This window comes from Roseovarius sp. (genome assembly GCF_030373445.1).
Classification (GTDB): domain Bacteria; phylum Pseudomonadota; class Alphaproteobacteria; order Rhodobacterales; family Rhodobacteraceae; genus Roseovarius.
Map to the genome: position 1 here is coordinate 505827 of NZ_JAUCYU010000002.1, position 16152 is coordinate 521978.

General features: G+C 65.9%; 18 protein-coding genes. 10 read left to right on the top strand and 8 right to left on the bottom strand.

All coding sequences use genetic code 11. From position 1 onward, the window contains the following. Position 1 precedes the first annotated feature (1 nt). Positions 2-337, bottom strand: a complete 336-nt coding sequence (locus QUV18_RS23555) for a GH-E family nuclease (RefSeq protein ID WP_366914619.1) — start codon at positions 335-337, stop codon at positions 2-4. A gap of 351 nt (positions 338-688) precedes the next feature. Between QUV18_RS23555 and QUV18_RS06065 the strand changes: the two genes are divergently transcribed. Then, a complete protein-coding gene (locus tag QUV18_RS06065) occupies positions 689-1486 on the top strand; it encodes a hypothetical protein (protein ID WP_300892532.1) in 798 nt (265 codons plus the stop codon). Between the two features lie 59 nt (positions 1487-1545). On the opposite strand, the gene QUV18_RS06070 is transcribed toward QUV18_RS06065, so the two are convergent. Continuing rightward, positions 1546-1989, bottom strand: a complete 444-nt coding sequence (locus tag QUV18_RS06070) for a VOC family protein (protein ID WP_300892533.1) — start codon at positions 1987-1989, stop codon at positions 1546-1548. A 225-nt stretch (positions 1990-2214) separates the two neighbouring features. On the opposite strand from QUV18_RS06070, the gene QUV18_RS06075 reads away from it, so the two are divergent. From QUV18_RS06075 to QUV18_RS06115, 9 genes are all read left to right on the top strand, one after another. After that, positions 2215-2799: an HNH endonuclease gene (locus tag QUV18_RS06075; protein WP_300892534.1), complete on the top strand. Its 585-nt coding sequence runs from the start codon at positions 2215-2217 to the stop codon at positions 2797-2799. A 65-nt stretch (positions 2800-2864) separates the two neighbouring features. Beyond that, the gene (locus QUV18_RS06080) at positions 2865-3494 is read left to right on the top strand and encodes an XRE family transcriptional regulator (protein ID WP_300892668.1); all 630 of its coding nucleotides are present in this window, start codon (positions 2865-2867) and stop codon (positions 3492-3494) included. 89 nt (positions 3495-3583) lie between these two features. Further along, positions 3584-4477 (top strand): glutamine amidotransferase family protein, encoded by an 894-nt coding sequence (locus QUV18_RS06085; RefSeq protein ID WP_300892536.1) that lies wholly within the window; start codon positions 3584-3586, stop codon positions 4475-4477. A 3-nt stretch (positions 4478-4480) separates the two neighbouring features. Then, positions 4481-5158 carry a GXGXG domain-containing protein gene (locus QUV18_RS06090; protein WP_300892537.1) on the top strand — a complete coding sequence of 226 codons (678 nt, stop codon included), beginning with the start codon at positions 4481-4483 and terminating at the stop codon, positions 5156-5158. A gap of 12 nt (positions 5159-5170) precedes the next feature. Further along, complete coding sequence (locus tag QUV18_RS06095) at positions 5171-6514, top strand: FMN-binding glutamate synthase family protein (RefSeq protein WP_300892538.1); 1344 nt, start codon at positions 5171-5173, stop codon at positions 6512-6514. Then, positions 6514-6777 (top strand): DUF3303 family protein, encoded by a 264-nt coding sequence (locus QUV18_RS06100; RefSeq protein ID WP_300892539.1) that lies wholly within the window; start codon positions 6514-6516, stop codon positions 6775-6777. The genes QUV18_RS06095 and QUV18_RS06100 overlap by 1 nt, the downstream gene beginning before the upstream one ends. Further along, the gene (gene glnT / locus QUV18_RS06105; protein WP_300892541.1) at positions 6774-8105 is read left to right on the top strand and encodes a type III glutamate--ammonia ligase; all 1332 of its coding nucleotides are present in this window, start codon (positions 6774-6776) and stop codon (positions 8103-8105) included. Before QUV18_RS06100 ends, glnT begins: the two co-directional genes overlap by 4 nt. Positions 8106-8246: 141 nt before the next feature. After that, positions 8247-9197, top strand: a complete 951-nt coding sequence (locus QUV18_RS06110; RefSeq protein WP_300892543.1) for a TAXI family TRAP transporter solute-binding subunit — start codon at positions 8247-8249, stop codon at positions 9195-9197. Next, on the top strand, positions 9194-10984 hold the full coding sequence (locus tag QUV18_RS06115) for a TRAP transporter fused permease subunit (RefSeq protein WP_300892544.1): 1791 nt from the start codon (positions 9194-9196) through the stop codon (positions 10982-10984). The genes QUV18_RS06110 and QUV18_RS06115 overlap by 4 nt, the downstream gene beginning before the upstream one ends. 114 nt (positions 10985-11098) lie before the next feature. Here the strand turns inward: QUV18_RS06115 and grxD are convergent, their stop codons facing one another. The 6 genes from grxD to QUV18_RS06145 form a co-directional block, all read right to left on the bottom strand. Continuing rightward, on the bottom strand, positions 11099-11461 hold the full coding sequence (grxD, locus tag QUV18_RS06120; RefSeq protein WP_300892545.1) for a Grx4 family monothiol glutaredoxin: 363 nt from the start codon (positions 11459-11461) through the stop codon (positions 11099-11101). Next, complete coding sequence (locus tag QUV18_RS06125) at positions 11454-11741, bottom strand: hypothetical protein (protein WP_300892546.1); 288 nt, start codon at positions 11739-11741, stop codon at positions 11454-11456. The genes grxD and QUV18_RS06125 overlap by 8 nt, the downstream gene beginning before the upstream one ends. A 42-nt stretch (positions 11742-11783) precedes the next feature. Then, positions 11784-12026, bottom strand: coding sequence for a BolA/IbaG family iron-sulfur metabolism protein (locus QUV18_RS06130; protein ID WP_057816621.1), 243 nt, complete (start codon positions 12024-12026; stop codon positions 11784-11786). Positions 12027-12082: 56 nt separating this feature from the next. Then, the gene (locus QUV18_RS06135; RefSeq protein ID WP_300892548.1) at positions 12083-12997 is read right to left on the bottom strand and encodes a hypothetical protein; all 915 of its coding nucleotides are present in this window, start codon (positions 12995-12997) and stop codon (positions 12083-12085) included. 4 nt (positions 12998-13001) lie between these two features. Further along, positions 13002-15167, bottom strand: coding sequence for a phosphoribosylformylglycinamidine synthase subunit PurL (gene purL / locus QUV18_RS06140; protein WP_300892549.1), 2166 nt, complete (start codon positions 15165-15167; stop codon positions 13002-13004). A gap of 141 nt (positions 15168-15308) precedes the next feature. Beyond that, positions 15309-16034: a hypothetical protein gene (locus QUV18_RS06145; RefSeq protein WP_300892550.1), complete on the bottom strand. Its 726-nt coding sequence runs from the start codon at positions 16032-16034 to the stop codon at positions 15309-15311. Between the last annotated feature and the right edge of the window lie 118 nt (positions 16035-16152).

The window sequence follows — 16152 nt, forward strand, 5'->3', positions numbered from 1 at the left end:
TTCAGTCGTTTCCTGGTTTTTCAAATCTGTGACCTCTGTTATTTATGGGGTCTTCGATTTGGTACAGATCAGGGTTGTTCATCCTTTCGTTGAATTCTGGCTGGCTCAGCCCTTCAGCTTCAGCTTCAGCTTTTGCTTTCTCACGCCTAAATTCGTGCCCGTACTTATGACCGAGGTCATGATTTCCCTCAATAGGATCACCAGTATTCGCATCAATAAACCGGCCATCAGGAGTTTGTGGAGTTCTGGCTTCAACTTCTTTCCTAACCTGCTTACGTTGATTGAGCGGTGCATGCGGGATGGCGCGAAAACCCCTTGCCCAAACCGCTGCGCCAATAGCGGTGGTATCTGTCCTTCCGTTAGTCCATCCGCATTCTCAGAGTGCTAGCCGTGACGGAACCCCAAGGCAAAACCTACTTGGTTCTGGCACGTTTCTGTCTTGTTGCAGGACCGGTCGTTCGCTGCTGTGTGTCGAAGGAGCAGGAAGGGCTCGAAGCGGACGATCGCCCTTTATGTGATCGAGTCTTACATGGTCGAGATCATCAACACTTCTGTTAAAGGTCTTGGGATGTCACCGGGGCGGTTGCGCAACGGGTTATCGTGGGCGGGCCGCGGGGGCGGGGAGAGCGTTGCGTTGCGAGGCCAATCCTTTAGCTTTTGGGCAGGACACCATTTTCGAAAGTCAAAGATGCAGAGATTGGCCTGGTTTCGCAATTTGAACATCCTTCTGAGCCTTGCGGGGGTCGTGATCTTCGGGGCGGCGCTGGTCGTGCTAGTGACGGCGCCGGACAGGGTGGACCGGATGGTGCAGGATTTTGCCGTGAGCCAGGTGTCCGACCGGTTCCAGGAGACGATCGCCGCGCATCAGCTCAAGGATCGGGCGGGGCGGCTGAAGGGGCTTGCGGAAGGGCTGGCGGAGCGGTTCACGCACTCCATCGAGGAACAGAAGGCGCGGCTGGAGGCGGGGTTCGACAAGTTCGTCGCGGATGTGCTGACCGCGGGCTGCAAGATCGACTGCGACCGGCAGGCGGCCGTGCGCGAGGACGTCACCGCGTTTTTCGAGGGGGTACTGCGCGCGACGGAAGAAGGGCGGGCGCGGATCGAGGCGTTTATCGAGAAAGAATACGACGAGGTACTTGCCGAGTTGCGGCGCGACCTGAAGGTCTTCTGCGCGTCCAACCTGGTGGTGTTCCTGATGGCGCTGGCCCTGGCGGTGTTCAAGGGCCGCGCCAGCGCGCACCTGTTGCCGATTTCGCTGCTGCTTTCGGTGGCGACTGTGATTGCGACCTATTTCTACGTGTTCAACCAGAACTGGCTGTGGACGATCGTCTTCAACGATTACTGGGGGTGGAGTTACCTGGGCTTTGTCGGGGTGCTGTTCGCCTTCCTGATGGACATCGCCTTCAACCGGGCGCGGATCACCACGCGGGTGATCAATTTCTTTTGCCACCTGGCTGGCGCGGCGGCGTCCGTGTTTCCCTGTTAGGTGCGAGGCCCCGGCTCGGGGGCCGGGGCGGGGGGCTTTGCCCTTGATTCCGCGCAGCTTTATTCCTCGTCAAACCACAGGCGCGGCTCGGCGATCTCGATGGAATTGCCGGCAGGGTCGCGGAAGTAGATGGAGCGGGCGCCGTTGGGCCATTGGAAATCGGCCTCGATGGGATGGCCGGCGGCTTGCAGGCGGTGGCGCCACTGGTCGAGCTCTTCGGCGGTGGCGGAGAAGCAGAGGTGGCCGGGCCCGTGGGCGCCGTGGGGCGGGACGGGGAGCTTGGGGTTGGTGGAGCCTTCGGCGGTGGCGTCGGGGTTGAAGACCAGCAGGATGCCGGGGCCCACGCGGTAGAAAATGTGGCGGCCCTCGACGCGGATGACCTCGGGCAGGCCCATGACATCGCCGTAGAAGGCGGCGGCGGCGTCGAGATTGTCGGCGTAGAGCGCGGATTCGAGGATCGCGCCGGGGGGCGGGGCCGGGGGCAGGTCTGCGGGGTAGGTCATGCCCTTTATGTAGGGTCGTTCCACCATTGCACAAACCCCGGGCAGAGCTGTGGATAAGTGTCACAATAGGGTTACGGAATCAGCATACTCAAACCCCAAAATGTTCCGCAATTCGTGGGGCTTGTCAGGTCCGAAACACGATATATAGTGAACATCACGACGGGGCGGGCTGTGCCGCCCCCGAGCAAAAACAAGAGGTGAACCGGGCGGGAGCGAGTGGCTGTCATGGATGGGGATTTCAGAACCGAGTTTGTCAGGGAGCCGTCAGCGCTGAAGCATCATCCGGCGCTGGTGCTGAACGCCGATTACCGGCCGCTCTCGTACTACCCGCTGTCGCTTTGGCCATGGCAGGACGCGGTGAAGGCGGTTTACCTCGATCGTGTTGATATCGTTGCCGAATACGAACACACGGTCCGAAGCCCGAGTACCGAGATACGCATCCCGAGCGTGATCGTCCTCAAGGACTACGTCAAACCCCAGAAGCGCGTGGCATTCACGCGCTTCAATCTTTTTCTGAGGGACGAATTCCGCTGCCAGTATTGCGGCTCGAAGGGCGAGCTGACCTTCGACCACGTGGTGCCGCGGGCGCGGGGCGGAATCACCTCCTGGGAAAACGTGGTCGCGGCCTGTTCGCGGTGCAACCTGCGGAAGGGGGCCAAGAGCCTGCGGCAGGTGGGCATGACGCTGCAGAAACCGCCGCGCGCGCCGGGGGCGGAGGAGCTGCGCAACATGGGGCGCAAGTTCCCGCCGAACCACCTGCATGACAGCTGGATCGACTTCCTTTACTGGGATGCCGAGCTGGAAGCCTGAGCGCTTGCAATCGGCCGGGGCTTTGCGCATCCTTGGTTTTCCGCAACCGGGAGGCCGACACGCGCATGGGGTCGAAACTAAGCCAGGATCCGCACAAGCTTCGGGAAAGCCGCGAGAAAAACCTCGAGACGGCGATCGGCCGGGAGGTGCGCGAGTTCCGCCATGCGCGGGGGATGACCGTGGCCGACTTGGCGGAGGTGACGGGGCTTTCGGTGGGGATGCTGTCGAAGATCGAGAACGGGGTGACGTCGCCCTCGCTGACCACGTTGCAGGCGTTGTCGGCGGCGCTGTCGGTGCCGGTGACGTCGTTCTTCCGCCGGTTCGAGGAGCGGCGGGAGGCGGTGCATGTGAAGGCGGGCGAGGCGCTGGAGATCGAGCGGGCCGGCACGCGGGCGGGGCACCAGTACAACCTGTTGGGCCATATCGGGGCCAATAACAGCGGTGTCGTGGTGGAGCCCTACCTGATCACGCTGTCCGAGGCATCGGACACGTTCGAGACGTTCCAGCACGAGGGGATCGAGCTTTTGTACATCCTCGAGGGGGAGGTGGGCTATCGCCATGGCGACCAGAGCTTTCACCTGCGGCCCGGCGACAGCCTGTTCTTCGATGCCGACGCGCCGCACGGGCCGCATGAGCTGATCCAGTTGCCGATCCGGTACCTGTCGGTGATTTCCTACCCGCAGGGCGGCGGATGAATATTCCCCACAGGAAACTATAATTCCGGATATTGAACTTTATTCGGAATCAGGCTAGCGTGTCTTCAACACCAGGTATGGAGACGCCAATGTGTGGAATCGTCGGACTGTTTCTGAAGGACAAATCGCTCGAGCCGAAGCTGGGCGAGATGCTGACGGATATGCTGATCACCATGTCGGACCGGGGGCCCGACAGCGCGGGGATCGCGGTTTACGGCACGGATCGTGACGGCTTTGCCAAGCTGACCGTGCAGGCGGCGGACCCGTCGCGGTTCGCGGGGCTGGACAAGGCACTTGGACAGGCGATCGGGGCGGATGTGACCTGCCGGGTGATCGACACGCACGCGGTGCTGGAACTGCCCGAGGAGAAAATGGCCGAGGCGCGGGCGGCGCTGAAGGCGGATCGTCCAGATGTGAGGGTGATGAGTGCCGGGGAAGTCATTGAAATCTACAAGGAAGTCGGGCTTCCGGGTGACGTGGCCAAGCGCTTCGACATCCCCAAGCTGACCGGCACCCATGGCATTGGGCACACGCGGATGGCCACGGAATCGGCGGTGACGACGCTGGGCGCGCACCCGTTCTCGACCGGGGGCGACCAGTGCCTTGTGCATAACGGGTCGCTGTCGAACCACAACTCCCTGCGGCGCAAGCTGAAGCACGAGGGCGTGGAGGTCGAGACGCAGAACGACACCGAGGTCGCGGCCGCGTACCTGACGTGGAAGATGCGCGAGGGCGCCAGCCTTGGCGAGGCGCTGGAGGCGGGGCTCGACGATCTGGACGGGTTCTACACCTTCGTCGTGGGCACCAAGGACGGGTTCGGCGTGCTGCGCGACCCGATCGCCTGCAAGCCGGCCGTCATGGCCGAAACCGATCAATACGTGGCGTTCGGCAGCGAATACCGCGCGCTGGTGAACCTGCCGGGCATCGAGGATGCCAAGGTCTGGGAGCCGGAGCCCGCCACTGTCTATTTCTGGAGGCACTGAGACATGCAGACCTATGACCTTGCCGCCGAGGGCCTGCGCGGCCTGAACGAGGCGTTGCAGGCGCAGACCGCGCAGACGAACGAAACCGCCTGGGAGGTGGTGAACCCGCGGGGCAGTCACGCGATTGCCGTGGGGCTGGATGCGCCGATCGAGGTGCAGGTGAAGGGCTCGACCGGGTATTACTGCGCGGGCATGAACCAGCAGGCGACGGTGCACGTGACGGGCTCGGTGGGGCCCGGCGTGGCCGAGAACATGATGAGCGGCACGGTGGTGGTCGAGGGCGATGCCAGCCAGTATGCCGGGGCGACGGGCCATGGCGGGCTGCTGGTGATCAAGGGCAACGCCTCGTCCCGCTGCGGGATTTCCATGAAGGGGATCGATATCGTGGTGCATGGCAACGTGGGGCACATGTCGGCCTTCATGGGGCAGGCGGGGCACCTGGTGGTGTGCGGCGATGCCGGCGATGCGTTGGGCGACTCGATCTACGAGGCGAAGCTGTTCGTGCGGGGCAGCGTGAAGAGCCTCGGCGCCGACTGCATCGAGAAGGAGATGCGGCCCGAGCACCTTGAAAAGCTGGCCGACCTTCTGGAACGGGCCGGATCGGACGCCAAGCCGGAAGAGTTCCGCCGCTATGGCTCGGCCCGGCAGCTTTACAACTTCGATATCGACAACGCCTATTGAGGAGCGCAGGACATGGCCAAGGACAATGCACACGCCCCGCGGACTCCGCCGCGTTTTTCCGCCACTTTCACGCCGGACGTGAATGCCGAGATCCGGCGGGCGGCGGCCACGGGCATCTATGACATTCGCGGCGGGGGCGCCAAGCGCCGGGTGCCGCATTTCGACGACCTGGTTTTCCTGGGCGCGTCGATGAGCCGCTACCCGCTGGAAGGGTATCGCGAGCGGTGCGATACGAGCGTGACGCTGGGCACGCGGTTCGCGAAGAAGCCGATCGAGCTGAAGATCCCGATCACCATTGCGGGGATGTCTTTCGGTGCGCTGTCGGCGCAGGCGAAAGAGGCGCTGGGGCGCGGGGCGAGTGCGGCGGGTACGTCGACGACCACCGGTGACGGGGGCATGACGAAGGAAGAGCGGGGCGAGTCGAAAACGCTGGTTTACCAGTATCTTCCGTCGCGTTACGGGATGAACCCGGTTGACCTTCGGAAGGCGGATGCGATCGAGGTCGTGGTCGGCCAGGGCGCCAAGCCCGGTGGCGGCGGCATGTTGCTGGGCCAGAAGATTTCCGACCGGGTGGCCGAGATGCGGACCCTGCCCAAGGGGATCGACCAGCGGTCGGCCTGCCGGCATCCGGACTGGACGGGGCCGGATGACCTTGAGATCAAGATCCTCGAACTGCGCGAGATCACCGCGTGGGAGAAGCCCATCTACGTGAAGGTCGGCGCGGCACGGCCCTATTTCGACACGACGCTGGCGGTGAAGGCCGGGGCGGACGTGGTGGTGATCGACGGGATGCAGGGCGGTACCGCCGCGACGCAGGACGTGTTCATCGAGCACGTGGGCATTCCGACGCTGGCCTGTATCCGCGAGGCGGTGCAGGCGCTGCAGGACCTGGGCATGCATCGCGAGGTGCAGCTGATCGTGTCGGGCGGCATCCGCTCTGGCGCGGATGCGGCGAAGGCGCTGGCGCTGGGGGCGGATGCGGTGAGCATCGGCACCGCGGCGATGATCGCCATCGGCGACAACGACCCGAAATGGGAAGACGAGTACCAGAAGCTGGGCAGCACCGCGGGCGCCTATGACGACTGGCACGAGGGGCGCGACCCGGCCGGTATCTCGACGCAGGATCCGGAGCTGTCGAAGCGGCTTGACCCGGTGGAAGCGGGGCGGAGATTGCGCAATTATCTCAAGGTGATGACGCTTGAAGTTCAGACGCTGGCAAGGGCCTGCGGCAAGAACCACGTGCATAACCTGGAACCGGAAGACCTGGCGGCGCTGACGATGGAAGCGGCGGCTATGGCCAAGGTGCCGCTGGCCGGGACGGCGTGGTATCCGGGAATGCCGGGCCAAGGGTTCTGATGCCGCTTTACATGGTCATCGAACGGTTCAGATCCGGCTCTTCCGCCGCTGTCTACCAGCGGTTCGCGGAGAAGGGCCGGATGCTGCCCGATGGCCTGAGATATCTCGACAGCTGGCTTTCCGGGCAGGACGACACCTGCTTCCAGCTGATGGAGACCGACGCGCCCGAAACCTTTGACAAATGGGTGGGGCATTGGGACGATCTCGTGGATTTCGAGATCGTCGAACTGACAGAAAAACCAACCGGGAGCATTCACGTATGACCAAGAGTCTGGCCGCCTTTGCGAAGGACAAGGGCGTAAAATACTTCATGATTTCCTTCACCGACCTGTTCGGCGGGCAGCGGGCGAAGCTGGTGCCGGCGCAGGCGATTTCGGACATGGAGGAAGACGGGGCCGGGTTCGCCGGCTTTGCCACCTGGCTCGACATGACGCCGGCGCATCCCGACATGCTGGCGGTGCCGGACGCGAGTTCGGTCATCCAGTTGCCGTGGAAGCCCGAGGTGGCCTGGGTGGCCGCCAACCCGGTGATGGAAGGCGAGGACGTGGCGCAGGCGCCGCGCAACGTGCTGCGGCGGCTGATCGACGAGGCGGCGGCAGAGGGCCTGCACGTCAAGACCGGCGTCGAGGCCGAGTATTTCCTGCTGACGCCGGACGGGAATGCGCTGTCGGACGAGTTCGATACGGCCGAGAAGCCGTGCTATGACCAGCAGGCCGTGATGCGCCGCTATGACGTGGTGCGCGAGATCTGCGATTACATGCTGGAGCTGGGCTGGGGCCCGTACCAGAACGACCACGAGGATGCGAATGGCCAGTTCGAGATGAACTGGGATTTCGACGACGCGCTGGTGACGGCGGACCGGCATTCCTTCTTCAAGTTCATGACCAAGTCGGTGGCCGAGAAGCACGGTTTCCGCGCGACCTTCATGCCGAAGCCGGTGGAAGGGCTGACGGGGAACGGCGCGCATGTGCACATCTCGGTCTGGGATGCGCCGGGCAAGAAGGCCAAGACCAACATGTTCGCCACCGACAAGAGCGAGGGGCCGACGGGCGAACTTGGCCTGTCGGAGCAGGGCGCGCATTTCCTTGGCGGGATCATGAAGCACGCCTCGGGGATGGCGGCGATCACCAACCCGACGGTGAACAGCTACAAGCGGATCAACGCGCCGCGCACGACCTCGGGTGCGACCTGGGCGCCGAACACGGTGACCTGGACGGGCAACAACCGCACGCACATGGTGCGGGTGCCGGGGCCGGGCCGGTTCGAGCTGCGGCTCGCGGATGGCGCGGCCAACCCCTACCTGCTGCAGGCGGTGGTGATCGCCGCGGGCATGTCGGGCATCCGCAGCAAGGCGGACCCGGGCAAGCGGCACGATATCGACATGTATGCCGAGGGCCACAAGGTGCGCGGCGCGCCGAAACTGCCGCTGAACATGCTGGATGCGATCCGGACCTTCAACCGCGACCGGGAGCTCAAGTCGATGATGGGCGAGGCGTTCTCGGAGGCGTTCATCAAGCTGAAGACGAAAGAGTGGAACAGCTACTGCGCGCATTTCTCGCAGTGGGAGAAGGACCACACGCTCGACATCTGAGCCGGTTGCACGATCACGGGTCAGCGCCTGCCGGAGGCCCCGGCGGGCGCTGATTTCTTTCGGGAAATGCGGCCGCGACCCCATTGACCCCACCGTGCGGAATGGCCTTAATGCCGCCATCTGTTAAGGGAGGAAATTTCCATGAAGTTCCGTGCATTCACGGCGCTGGCCGTCGCCGCCGCCATGGCCGTTCCGGCCGCCGCCGAAACCCGTGTCACCTACAAGTCGGCCAAGACGGCCTCGTCCTACTACCAGATGGCCGTGCAGATCGCCGAGGCGATGCAGGAGGCCAGCGGGGGCGAGATCAGCGTGACCGTCGAGGAAAGCCAGGGGTCGGTCCAGAACGTGATGGAGGTGCGTGGCCGCGGGGGCGATTACGTCTTCACCACGCCGCCGGTGCTGGTGAGCCTGGCGCAGGGCGGCAAGGCGATGTTCGAGGGCAAGGGCGACCCGGCCTTCGACGATATCCGGGCGCTGTTCCCGATTCCGTCGCTGACCATGCATTTCGTCATGACCGAGGAGAGCGGGGCCAAGACCTTCGACGACCTGAAGGGCAAGACGATCCTGCTGGGCAAGGGCAGCTTCGGCGCCACCGAGGGCGAGAAGTACCTGGAGCTGTTCGGGGTGCAGGACGAGGTGAGCATCGCCGATGTCGAGCTGTCGAACGCCGTGCCGGCGATGCAGAACGGCCAGATCGACGGGTTCGTGACCGCCGGCTCTTGGCCCGCGCCGAACGTGGTGGAGGCCGCGGCTTCGACCGGGGTGCACGTGCTGTCGCTGAGCGACGAGCAGATCGCCGAGACCAAGCGCACCAAGCTGGTCATCCCGGCGGGCACCTATGCGGGCCAGGACGAGGATATCGTGACGACCTCGCTTCCGGTGGTGGCGTTTACCACGACCAAGATGGATGACGAGACCGCCTACCAGCTGACCAAGACCTACTGGGAGCAGAAGGCCAGCATGGCCGAGGCGGCGAAGTGGTGGGGCGGCGTCGACGAGGCGCTGATGGAGAACATCACCGGCCAGATCCACGCCGGCGCCGTGCGCTATTACGAGGAAGCGGGCTTTACGCTCACTGACGATCAGAAGTGAGCCTGACCTCGACCGACAGCCCCGCGCCGGCAGGCCTGGCGCGGGTGATCTGGGCCAGCTTCGCGCTGGCCTCTGTCGTTTTTCACCTTGGCTTGGTGTTCTCGGGGCTGGTGCCGAACCTTGTGAGCCGGCCGATGCACCTTGTCTTCGTGCTGCCCTGGGTGCTGATCTGGGGGCGGCAGGGGGTGTCGCTGTGGTCGGGCGTGGTGCTGGCCGCGCTGGGGATGGGGGCGGCGCTGTGGATCGTCTTCAACCGCGAGATGCTGGGGGACCAGTACGGGTTTCTCGAAGGCAATTTCCAAGTGGCGCTGGCGGCGGTGCTGGTGCTGGTGGTGCTGGAGGCGGCGCGGCGGTCGATCGGCTGGCCGCTGCCGCTGGTGGCGGCGGTGGCGCTGCTCTACGGGCTTTACGGCCAGTATATTCCGGGGCGGTTCGGGCATTCGGGGACGCCGCTGGAGAGTTTCCTTGGCACGCTGACGATTTCCGAGGGCGCGCTGTGGGGGACGCTGACCGCGGTGTCGGTGAACGTGGTGGCGGTGTTCGTGATCTTCGGCGCGGTGCTGAACGCGGGCGAGGCGGGGCAGGGGTTCATGAACGTGGCCTCGGCCGCCGCCGGGCGGCTGAAGGGCGGGGCGGCGAAGGTGTCGGTGCTGTCCTCGGCGCTCTTCGGGTCGATCTCGGGCTCGGCCTCGGCCAACGTGGCCTCGACGGGGGCGATCACCCTGCCGGCGATGGAGCGGCTGGGGTACCCGAAGCGCATCGCCGGGGCGGTGGAGGCGGTGGCCTCGTCCGGCGGGCAGATCATGCCGCCGCTGATGGGGGCCGGGGCCTTCGTGATGGTCGAGCTGACGGGGGTGCCCTATACCGGCATCATGGCGGCGGCGACGCTGCCGGCTCTGTTGTATTTCTGGGCGGTCTGGATCGGGATCGACGGCTATGCACGGCGGTTCGACCTGCGGGGCCTGCGGGCCGAGGACCGGCCGGCGGGGCGCGACGTGGCGGTAACCTCGGCCTTCTTCCTGGTGCCGTTCTTCATTTTGCTCTGGGGCATGTTTGGGCTGGGCGTGACGCCGCAATACGCGGCATGCCTGTCGATCTTTGCCGGGGTGGCGCTGCTATTGACTGGGGCTGATCTGCGGCTCGACCTGGGGCGGTTCGTGTCGCGGTTCGAGACCGCGCTGCTGACCGCCGGGCGGCAGGTGGCGCTGATCGGGTCGATCATCTTCTGCGCCTCGCTGGTGATCGGGGTGCTGGGGGTGACGGGGCTTGGCGTCAAGATCACCTCGCTGATCCTGTCGGCCTCGGGGGGGATGCTGTGGCCGTCGCTGCTGCTGACGGCGTTCGCCTGCCTGATCCTGGGGATGGAGGTGCCGACGACGGCGGCATATGTCATCTGCGTGTCGGTGGCGGGGCCGGCGCTGATCGAGCTGGGAATGGACCCGTTACAGGCGCATCTCTTCGTGTTCTGGTATGCGCTTCTGTCGACGATCACGCCGCCCGTGTGCGGCGCGGTGTTCATCGCGGCGGGGATGATCGGGGAGAACTGGCTGCGCGTGGCTCTGACGGCGATGACGCTGGGGGTGGGGCTCTACCTGATCCCGCTGGGGATGGTGGCCGCGCCGCAGGTGACGCAGATGGTCGAGACGCCGGTGATGGCGGTGGTGGCGGCGGTGAAGATCGGGGCGGGGCTGGCGGCGATCAGCTTTGCGCTGGTGCGCCGGAAGAGCCTGGTGTTGCGCGCGGTCGCGATGGCCGGGGGCGCGGCACTGGTGTTGTGGCCGTTGTGAAGGGGCGGGTGCCGGGCTGAAGCCCGGCCTACGATTGGCTCCTGCGCCCTGTGCTTCTTCTGGCCGGAAATATCCCGGGGGCGTGGGGGCAGCGCCCCCACTCCGACGCCTGAATTACGCGTTGGCTTCGCGGATCTTCTCGGCGGCGTCCTTGTCGTAGGAGACGCCGGATTTCTCGAAAAGCTGGTCGAGTTCGCCCGAGAGGGTCATCTCGGTGATGATGTCGCAGCCGCCGACGAATTCGCCCTTCACGTAGAGTTGCGGGATGGTCGGCCAGTCGGAGTAATCCTTGATCCCCTGGCGGATCGCGTCGTCGGCCAGCACGTTCACGTCGGTATATTCGACGCCCATGTAGTTGAGCACGCCGGCCACGCGGCTGGAGAAGCCGCATTGCGGCATGGTCTTGGTGCCTTTCATGTAGAGCACCACGTCATTGGCTTTGACGATTTCGTCGATCTGGGTCTTGGCGTCAGTCATTGCGGCGTTCCTGTTCCTGGTCGTGGTCGGGAGGGGGGCTTTCGGCATCCGCCTCCTCGGGGGGTTCGTAGCTTGGCGCATCCTCGTCGAAGGGGAAGGCGCTGCGCCGGTTTTGCGATGGACCGTAACGCCACCAGCGCCGGAATTCCACCCATGCCGCCCAGCCGAAGATCACGATGAAGGGGGCGAGGACGAGGATGGCGAGGGGGTGCGGATCGATGTCGGGCAACGATCCCGTGGCGATACAGTCGCGGATGCTTTCCGTGTCACAGATGGCCATTGCGCGCCCCAGGTCAAGAGCGGTCCCGGCGATTGGCGTGGGTCAGGCCGGGGCCTTGGTGGTGAGCGCCAGCGCGTGCAGGTCGCCATCGGGGCCGTCCATCTTGCCCTTGAGGGCGGCGTAGACGGCGCGCTGCTGCTGGACGCGGTTCATGTCCTTGAAGGAGGCGTCGATGACCTCGGCGGCGTAGTGGTTGCCGTCACCCGCAAGGTCGGTGATCGTGATCTGTGCGTCCGGAAATGACTTGCGGATCAGATCCTCGATTTCCTGGGCTTGCATGGCCATGCGCGGTTTCCCCCTTGCTGTGTCTGGCCCAGACTTATGACGGTTCGGGGTGGGGTTCAAGCGTCGGAAGGGATCGCGGGCGGGCTGTCTGGGGTGACGAGGTGGACGTAGGGCAAGGTCGTGAGGGCGGCAGTGTCGTCGGCATAGGCGGTGGCCATGGCGGCGTGGTCCGAGGCGGTCCAGGGGTCGAGGCCGGGGGCGTTTTCCTGCTTGGGAAAGCGTTTGCGGGCGGCGAGGACGGTGTCCTTGTCGGGGGTCTGCTGCTGGCCGAGCCATTGGGCGGCCTTGGCCGAGAGGCCGGGGCGCATGATGCGGTCGACGGGGCTGACCTGTGGGCCGGCGTCGGGGCCGAGCAGGCGGGCGGTGAGGTGGGGGAAGACCTGCGGGTAATCCTCGTAGCGCCAGGCGATGATGCGGGCGTGAGGGGCCGCGTCGTGCAGGCGGTCTGCCAGAGCGGACCAGCTAAACGCGAGCGGGTCGACGCCCTTGATGAAGCGGCGGAAGGGCTCATAGGGCCCGTGGTGGAGGCTTTCGCTCCAGCACGACGGCAGGAAGGTGGCCGGGCTGCGGATGGCGAGGCCGATCTCGATGTCGTGGCCGGGGAAGAGGGAGATGATGCGGCCGAGGCGGTGATGCGCCCAGGGGTAGAGCCGGGTCTTGCGCATCAGCATCTTGCGGTCGGTGCTGCCGAGGATGTTCTCGTCCATCAGCACGACCGTGGGGGCGGGGCCGCCGTGGAGGGACAGGAAGGCCGCGCCCGCGCCCTGGCCGATCTCGGGGGAGATGCCGTCGCGTACCAGTGCCGAGACCGGGGTGAGGTCGGCGCGGATGACTTTCGGCGGCAGGATGGCGACGCCGCGGGCGGTGAGGGCCGGCGCGGCGTCGAGCAGGCTTTGCTGCAGGTGGCTGGACGCGGTTTTATGCGCGCCGACGAGGAAGACGAGCCGTCGGCGGGCGGGCGCGGTTGGCACGGGCCTAGCCGAAATGGCTGCCGAAGCTCGACCGGTAGAGCTCGGAGAGGTCGGCGAGCGGGGCGGAGGTGCCGCCGAAGCTGACATCGCTGCCGGTGAAGCGGCCGACGGTCTGGATGGGCACGCCCGCTTGGCCCGCGGCGGCCATCAGGGCCTCGGCCGCGTCGAAGCTGCAGGCGATCAGGTAACGGCCCTGGTCCTCGCCGAAGAGCTGGCCCATGTCGGCGCTGTCGAGCTGGACGCCGACGCCGGCGGCCTCGGCCATCTCGAAGGCTGCGAGGGCAAGGCCGCCATCGGAGAGGTCGGTGCAGGCGCGGATCAGGCGGGCGTTGGCGCGGATGAAATCGCCGTTGCGCTTCTCGGCGGCGAGGTCGACCGGCGGGGCGGCGCCCTCGGCGCGGTTGAAGACCTCGGCGAGGATGGCGGACTGGCCGAGATGCCCTTGTGTTTCGCCGACGAGGATGGCGACATGGCCGTCGCGGGCGGTGCCGGTGATGGCGTCGTCCGGGGTGCTGATCAGGCCCACGGCGCCGATGGTGGGGGTGGGCAGGATCGCGGTGCCGTCGGTTTCGTTGTAGAGCGAGACGTTGCCCGAGACGATCGGCATGTCGAGGGCCGAGCAGGCCTCGCCGATGCCGCGGATGGCGCCGACGAACTGGCCCATGATCTCGGGCTTTTCGGGGTTGCCGAAATTGAGGTTGTCGGTGGAGGCGAGCGGCGTGGCGCCCACGGCGGTGAGGTTGCGGTAGGCCTCGGCCACGGCCTGTTTGCCGCCCTCGACCGGGTCGGCCTTGACGTAGCGCGGGGTCACGTCGGAGGTGAAGGCGAGCAGCTTGTCGGTGCCGTGCACGCGGATGAGGCCGGCGCCGAGGCCCGGGGTGCGGGCGCTGTCGGCCATGACCATGGTGTCATATTGCTCGTAGACCCATTCGCGCGAGCAGTAGTTCGGCGAGGAGATGAGGGCGCGGAGGCCGTCGACGGGGGCGACGGCGGGAATCGCGGTGTCCTCGAGCGCCTCGGCCGGGACGGGCTCGTTCCACGGGCGGTCGTATTCGGGGGCGGAGCCGGAGAGGGTGGCGAGCGGCAGGTCGGCCTTCACGTCGTTGCCGTGGAGGATGAGGAAGCGGTCTTCGGCGATGGTCTCGCCGACGATGGCGAAGTCGAGATCCCACTTGTCGAAGACGGCGCGGGCCTCGGCCTCCTTCTCGGGGCGCAGGACCATGAGCATCCGTTCCTGGCTTTCCGAGAGCATCATCTCGTAGGCGGTCATGTTCGCTTCGCGCTGCGGCACCTGGTCGAGGTTGAGCTGGATGCCGAGGCCGCCCTTGTCGCCCATTTCCACGGCCGAGCAGGTGAGGCCGGCGGCGCCCATGTCCTGGATCGAGATGACGGCGCCGGTGGCCATCAGTTCGAGGCAGGCTTCCATCAGGCGTTTCTCGGTGAAGGGGTCGCCGACCTGGACGGTGGGGCGCTTTTCCTCGATCGACTCGTCGAACTCGGCGCTGGCCATGGTGGCGCCGCCGACGCCGTCGCGGCCTGTCTTGGCGCCGAGATAGACGACGGGCATGCCGACGCCGGATGCCGCGGAGTAGAAGATCTTGTCGGTGTCGGCGAGGCCCGCGGCGAAGGCGTTGACGAGGCAGTTGCCGTTATAGGCGGGGTCGAAGCGGACTTCTCCGCCCGCGCAGGGGACGCCGAAGCAGTTGCCGTAACCGCCGATGCCCTCGACCACGCCATGCACGAGCTGGCGGGTCTTGGGGTGCGCGGGTTCTCCGAAGGAGAGCGAGTTCATCGAGGCGATGGGGCGGGCGCCCATGGTGAAGACGTCGCGGAGGATGCCGCCGACGCCGGTGGCCGCGCCCTGGTAGGGCTCGATATAGGAGGGGTGGTTGTGGCTTTCCATCTTGAAGACCACGGCCTGGCCGTCGCCGATATCGACGATGCCGGCATTCTCGCCCGGGCCGCAGATGACCTGGGGCCCGTCGGTGGGCAGGGTGCGGAGCCATTTCTTGGAGGATTTATAGGAACAGTGCTCGTTCCACATGGCCGAAAAGATACCCAGCTCGGTGAAACTGGGCTCGCGGCCGATGATCTGAAGGATCCGGTCGTATTCGTCGGGTTTGAGGCCGTGGGCCTCGATCAGCTCGGGCGTGATGGCCGGCTCTTCCATTGCTCGTCAATCCCCTCGGGTGGTCCGCCTTGGGGTCTCTTTAGGGCATACGGGCGCGGGGGAAAAGGGGCAGTGGCGGGGCCTGGCCCGCACGGGACAGGCCGGGCCGCATGGTGGTGCGGCCCGGCCCGGAAAATGGGCTTAGTTGGTGCTGGTCGCTTCGACCTGTGCCGCGATCCGGCTTTGCAGCTGGGCCACAGTCATGCCGTAGGTCAGCTCGCCATCGGCGCGGTCGGTGAGATCCTGCGCCTCGACCGCGACCTGGGCCACGGGGGAGCCGAGGTTGTCGGCAAGATCGATGATGGCCTGCGTGCTACCGTCCTTCTCGTCGATGCGCGTGCCGCTCACTTCGCCGATGATCTCGCCATCGGTGGACATGACGGTGGCGCCGGTATCGACGGTCACGTTCAACTCGCCGCTCGACTCGGTGTCGGCGGTGGCCGATGCGCTGGCGCTGCTGTCGTCTTCGCTGTCGGACGTCGAGCTGCTGTCCGCGGTGTCCGAGCTGTCGCTGTCGGACGAATCGCTGCTGTCGGCGGTGTCGCTGCTGTCGCTGTCGGACGCGTCGGCGGAGGCGCTGGCATCCGCGTCCGCGTCCGCGCCGACCGAGGCGCCGCTGTCTGCCGTATCGGTGTCGGCGCCGGCGCTTGCCCCAGCGTCGACATCTGCGCCAACACTGGCGCCGTCGGTGCCGACATCGGCCCCCACGTCCGCGCCGACGCTGGCACCGGCATCTGCGCCAACACCGGCAGCGCCGGCTTCTGCGCCGGCACCCGCTTCAGCGGAGCCGCCGACGCCTTGGGCGTAAACGGGGAGGGCCAGCGTGGTGGCCAGGGCGGTTGTCAGTGCGAGGGTCTTGAATTCCATGGTCGTCACCTTTCCTAACGATGAGTTCCCGATGCCGATTGGGCGCCGGGGACATGCAGGGGGAACGTGACCGGCATCGGAAAGTTCCATAACTTGTCCGTATCGTTGCGAATCCGGT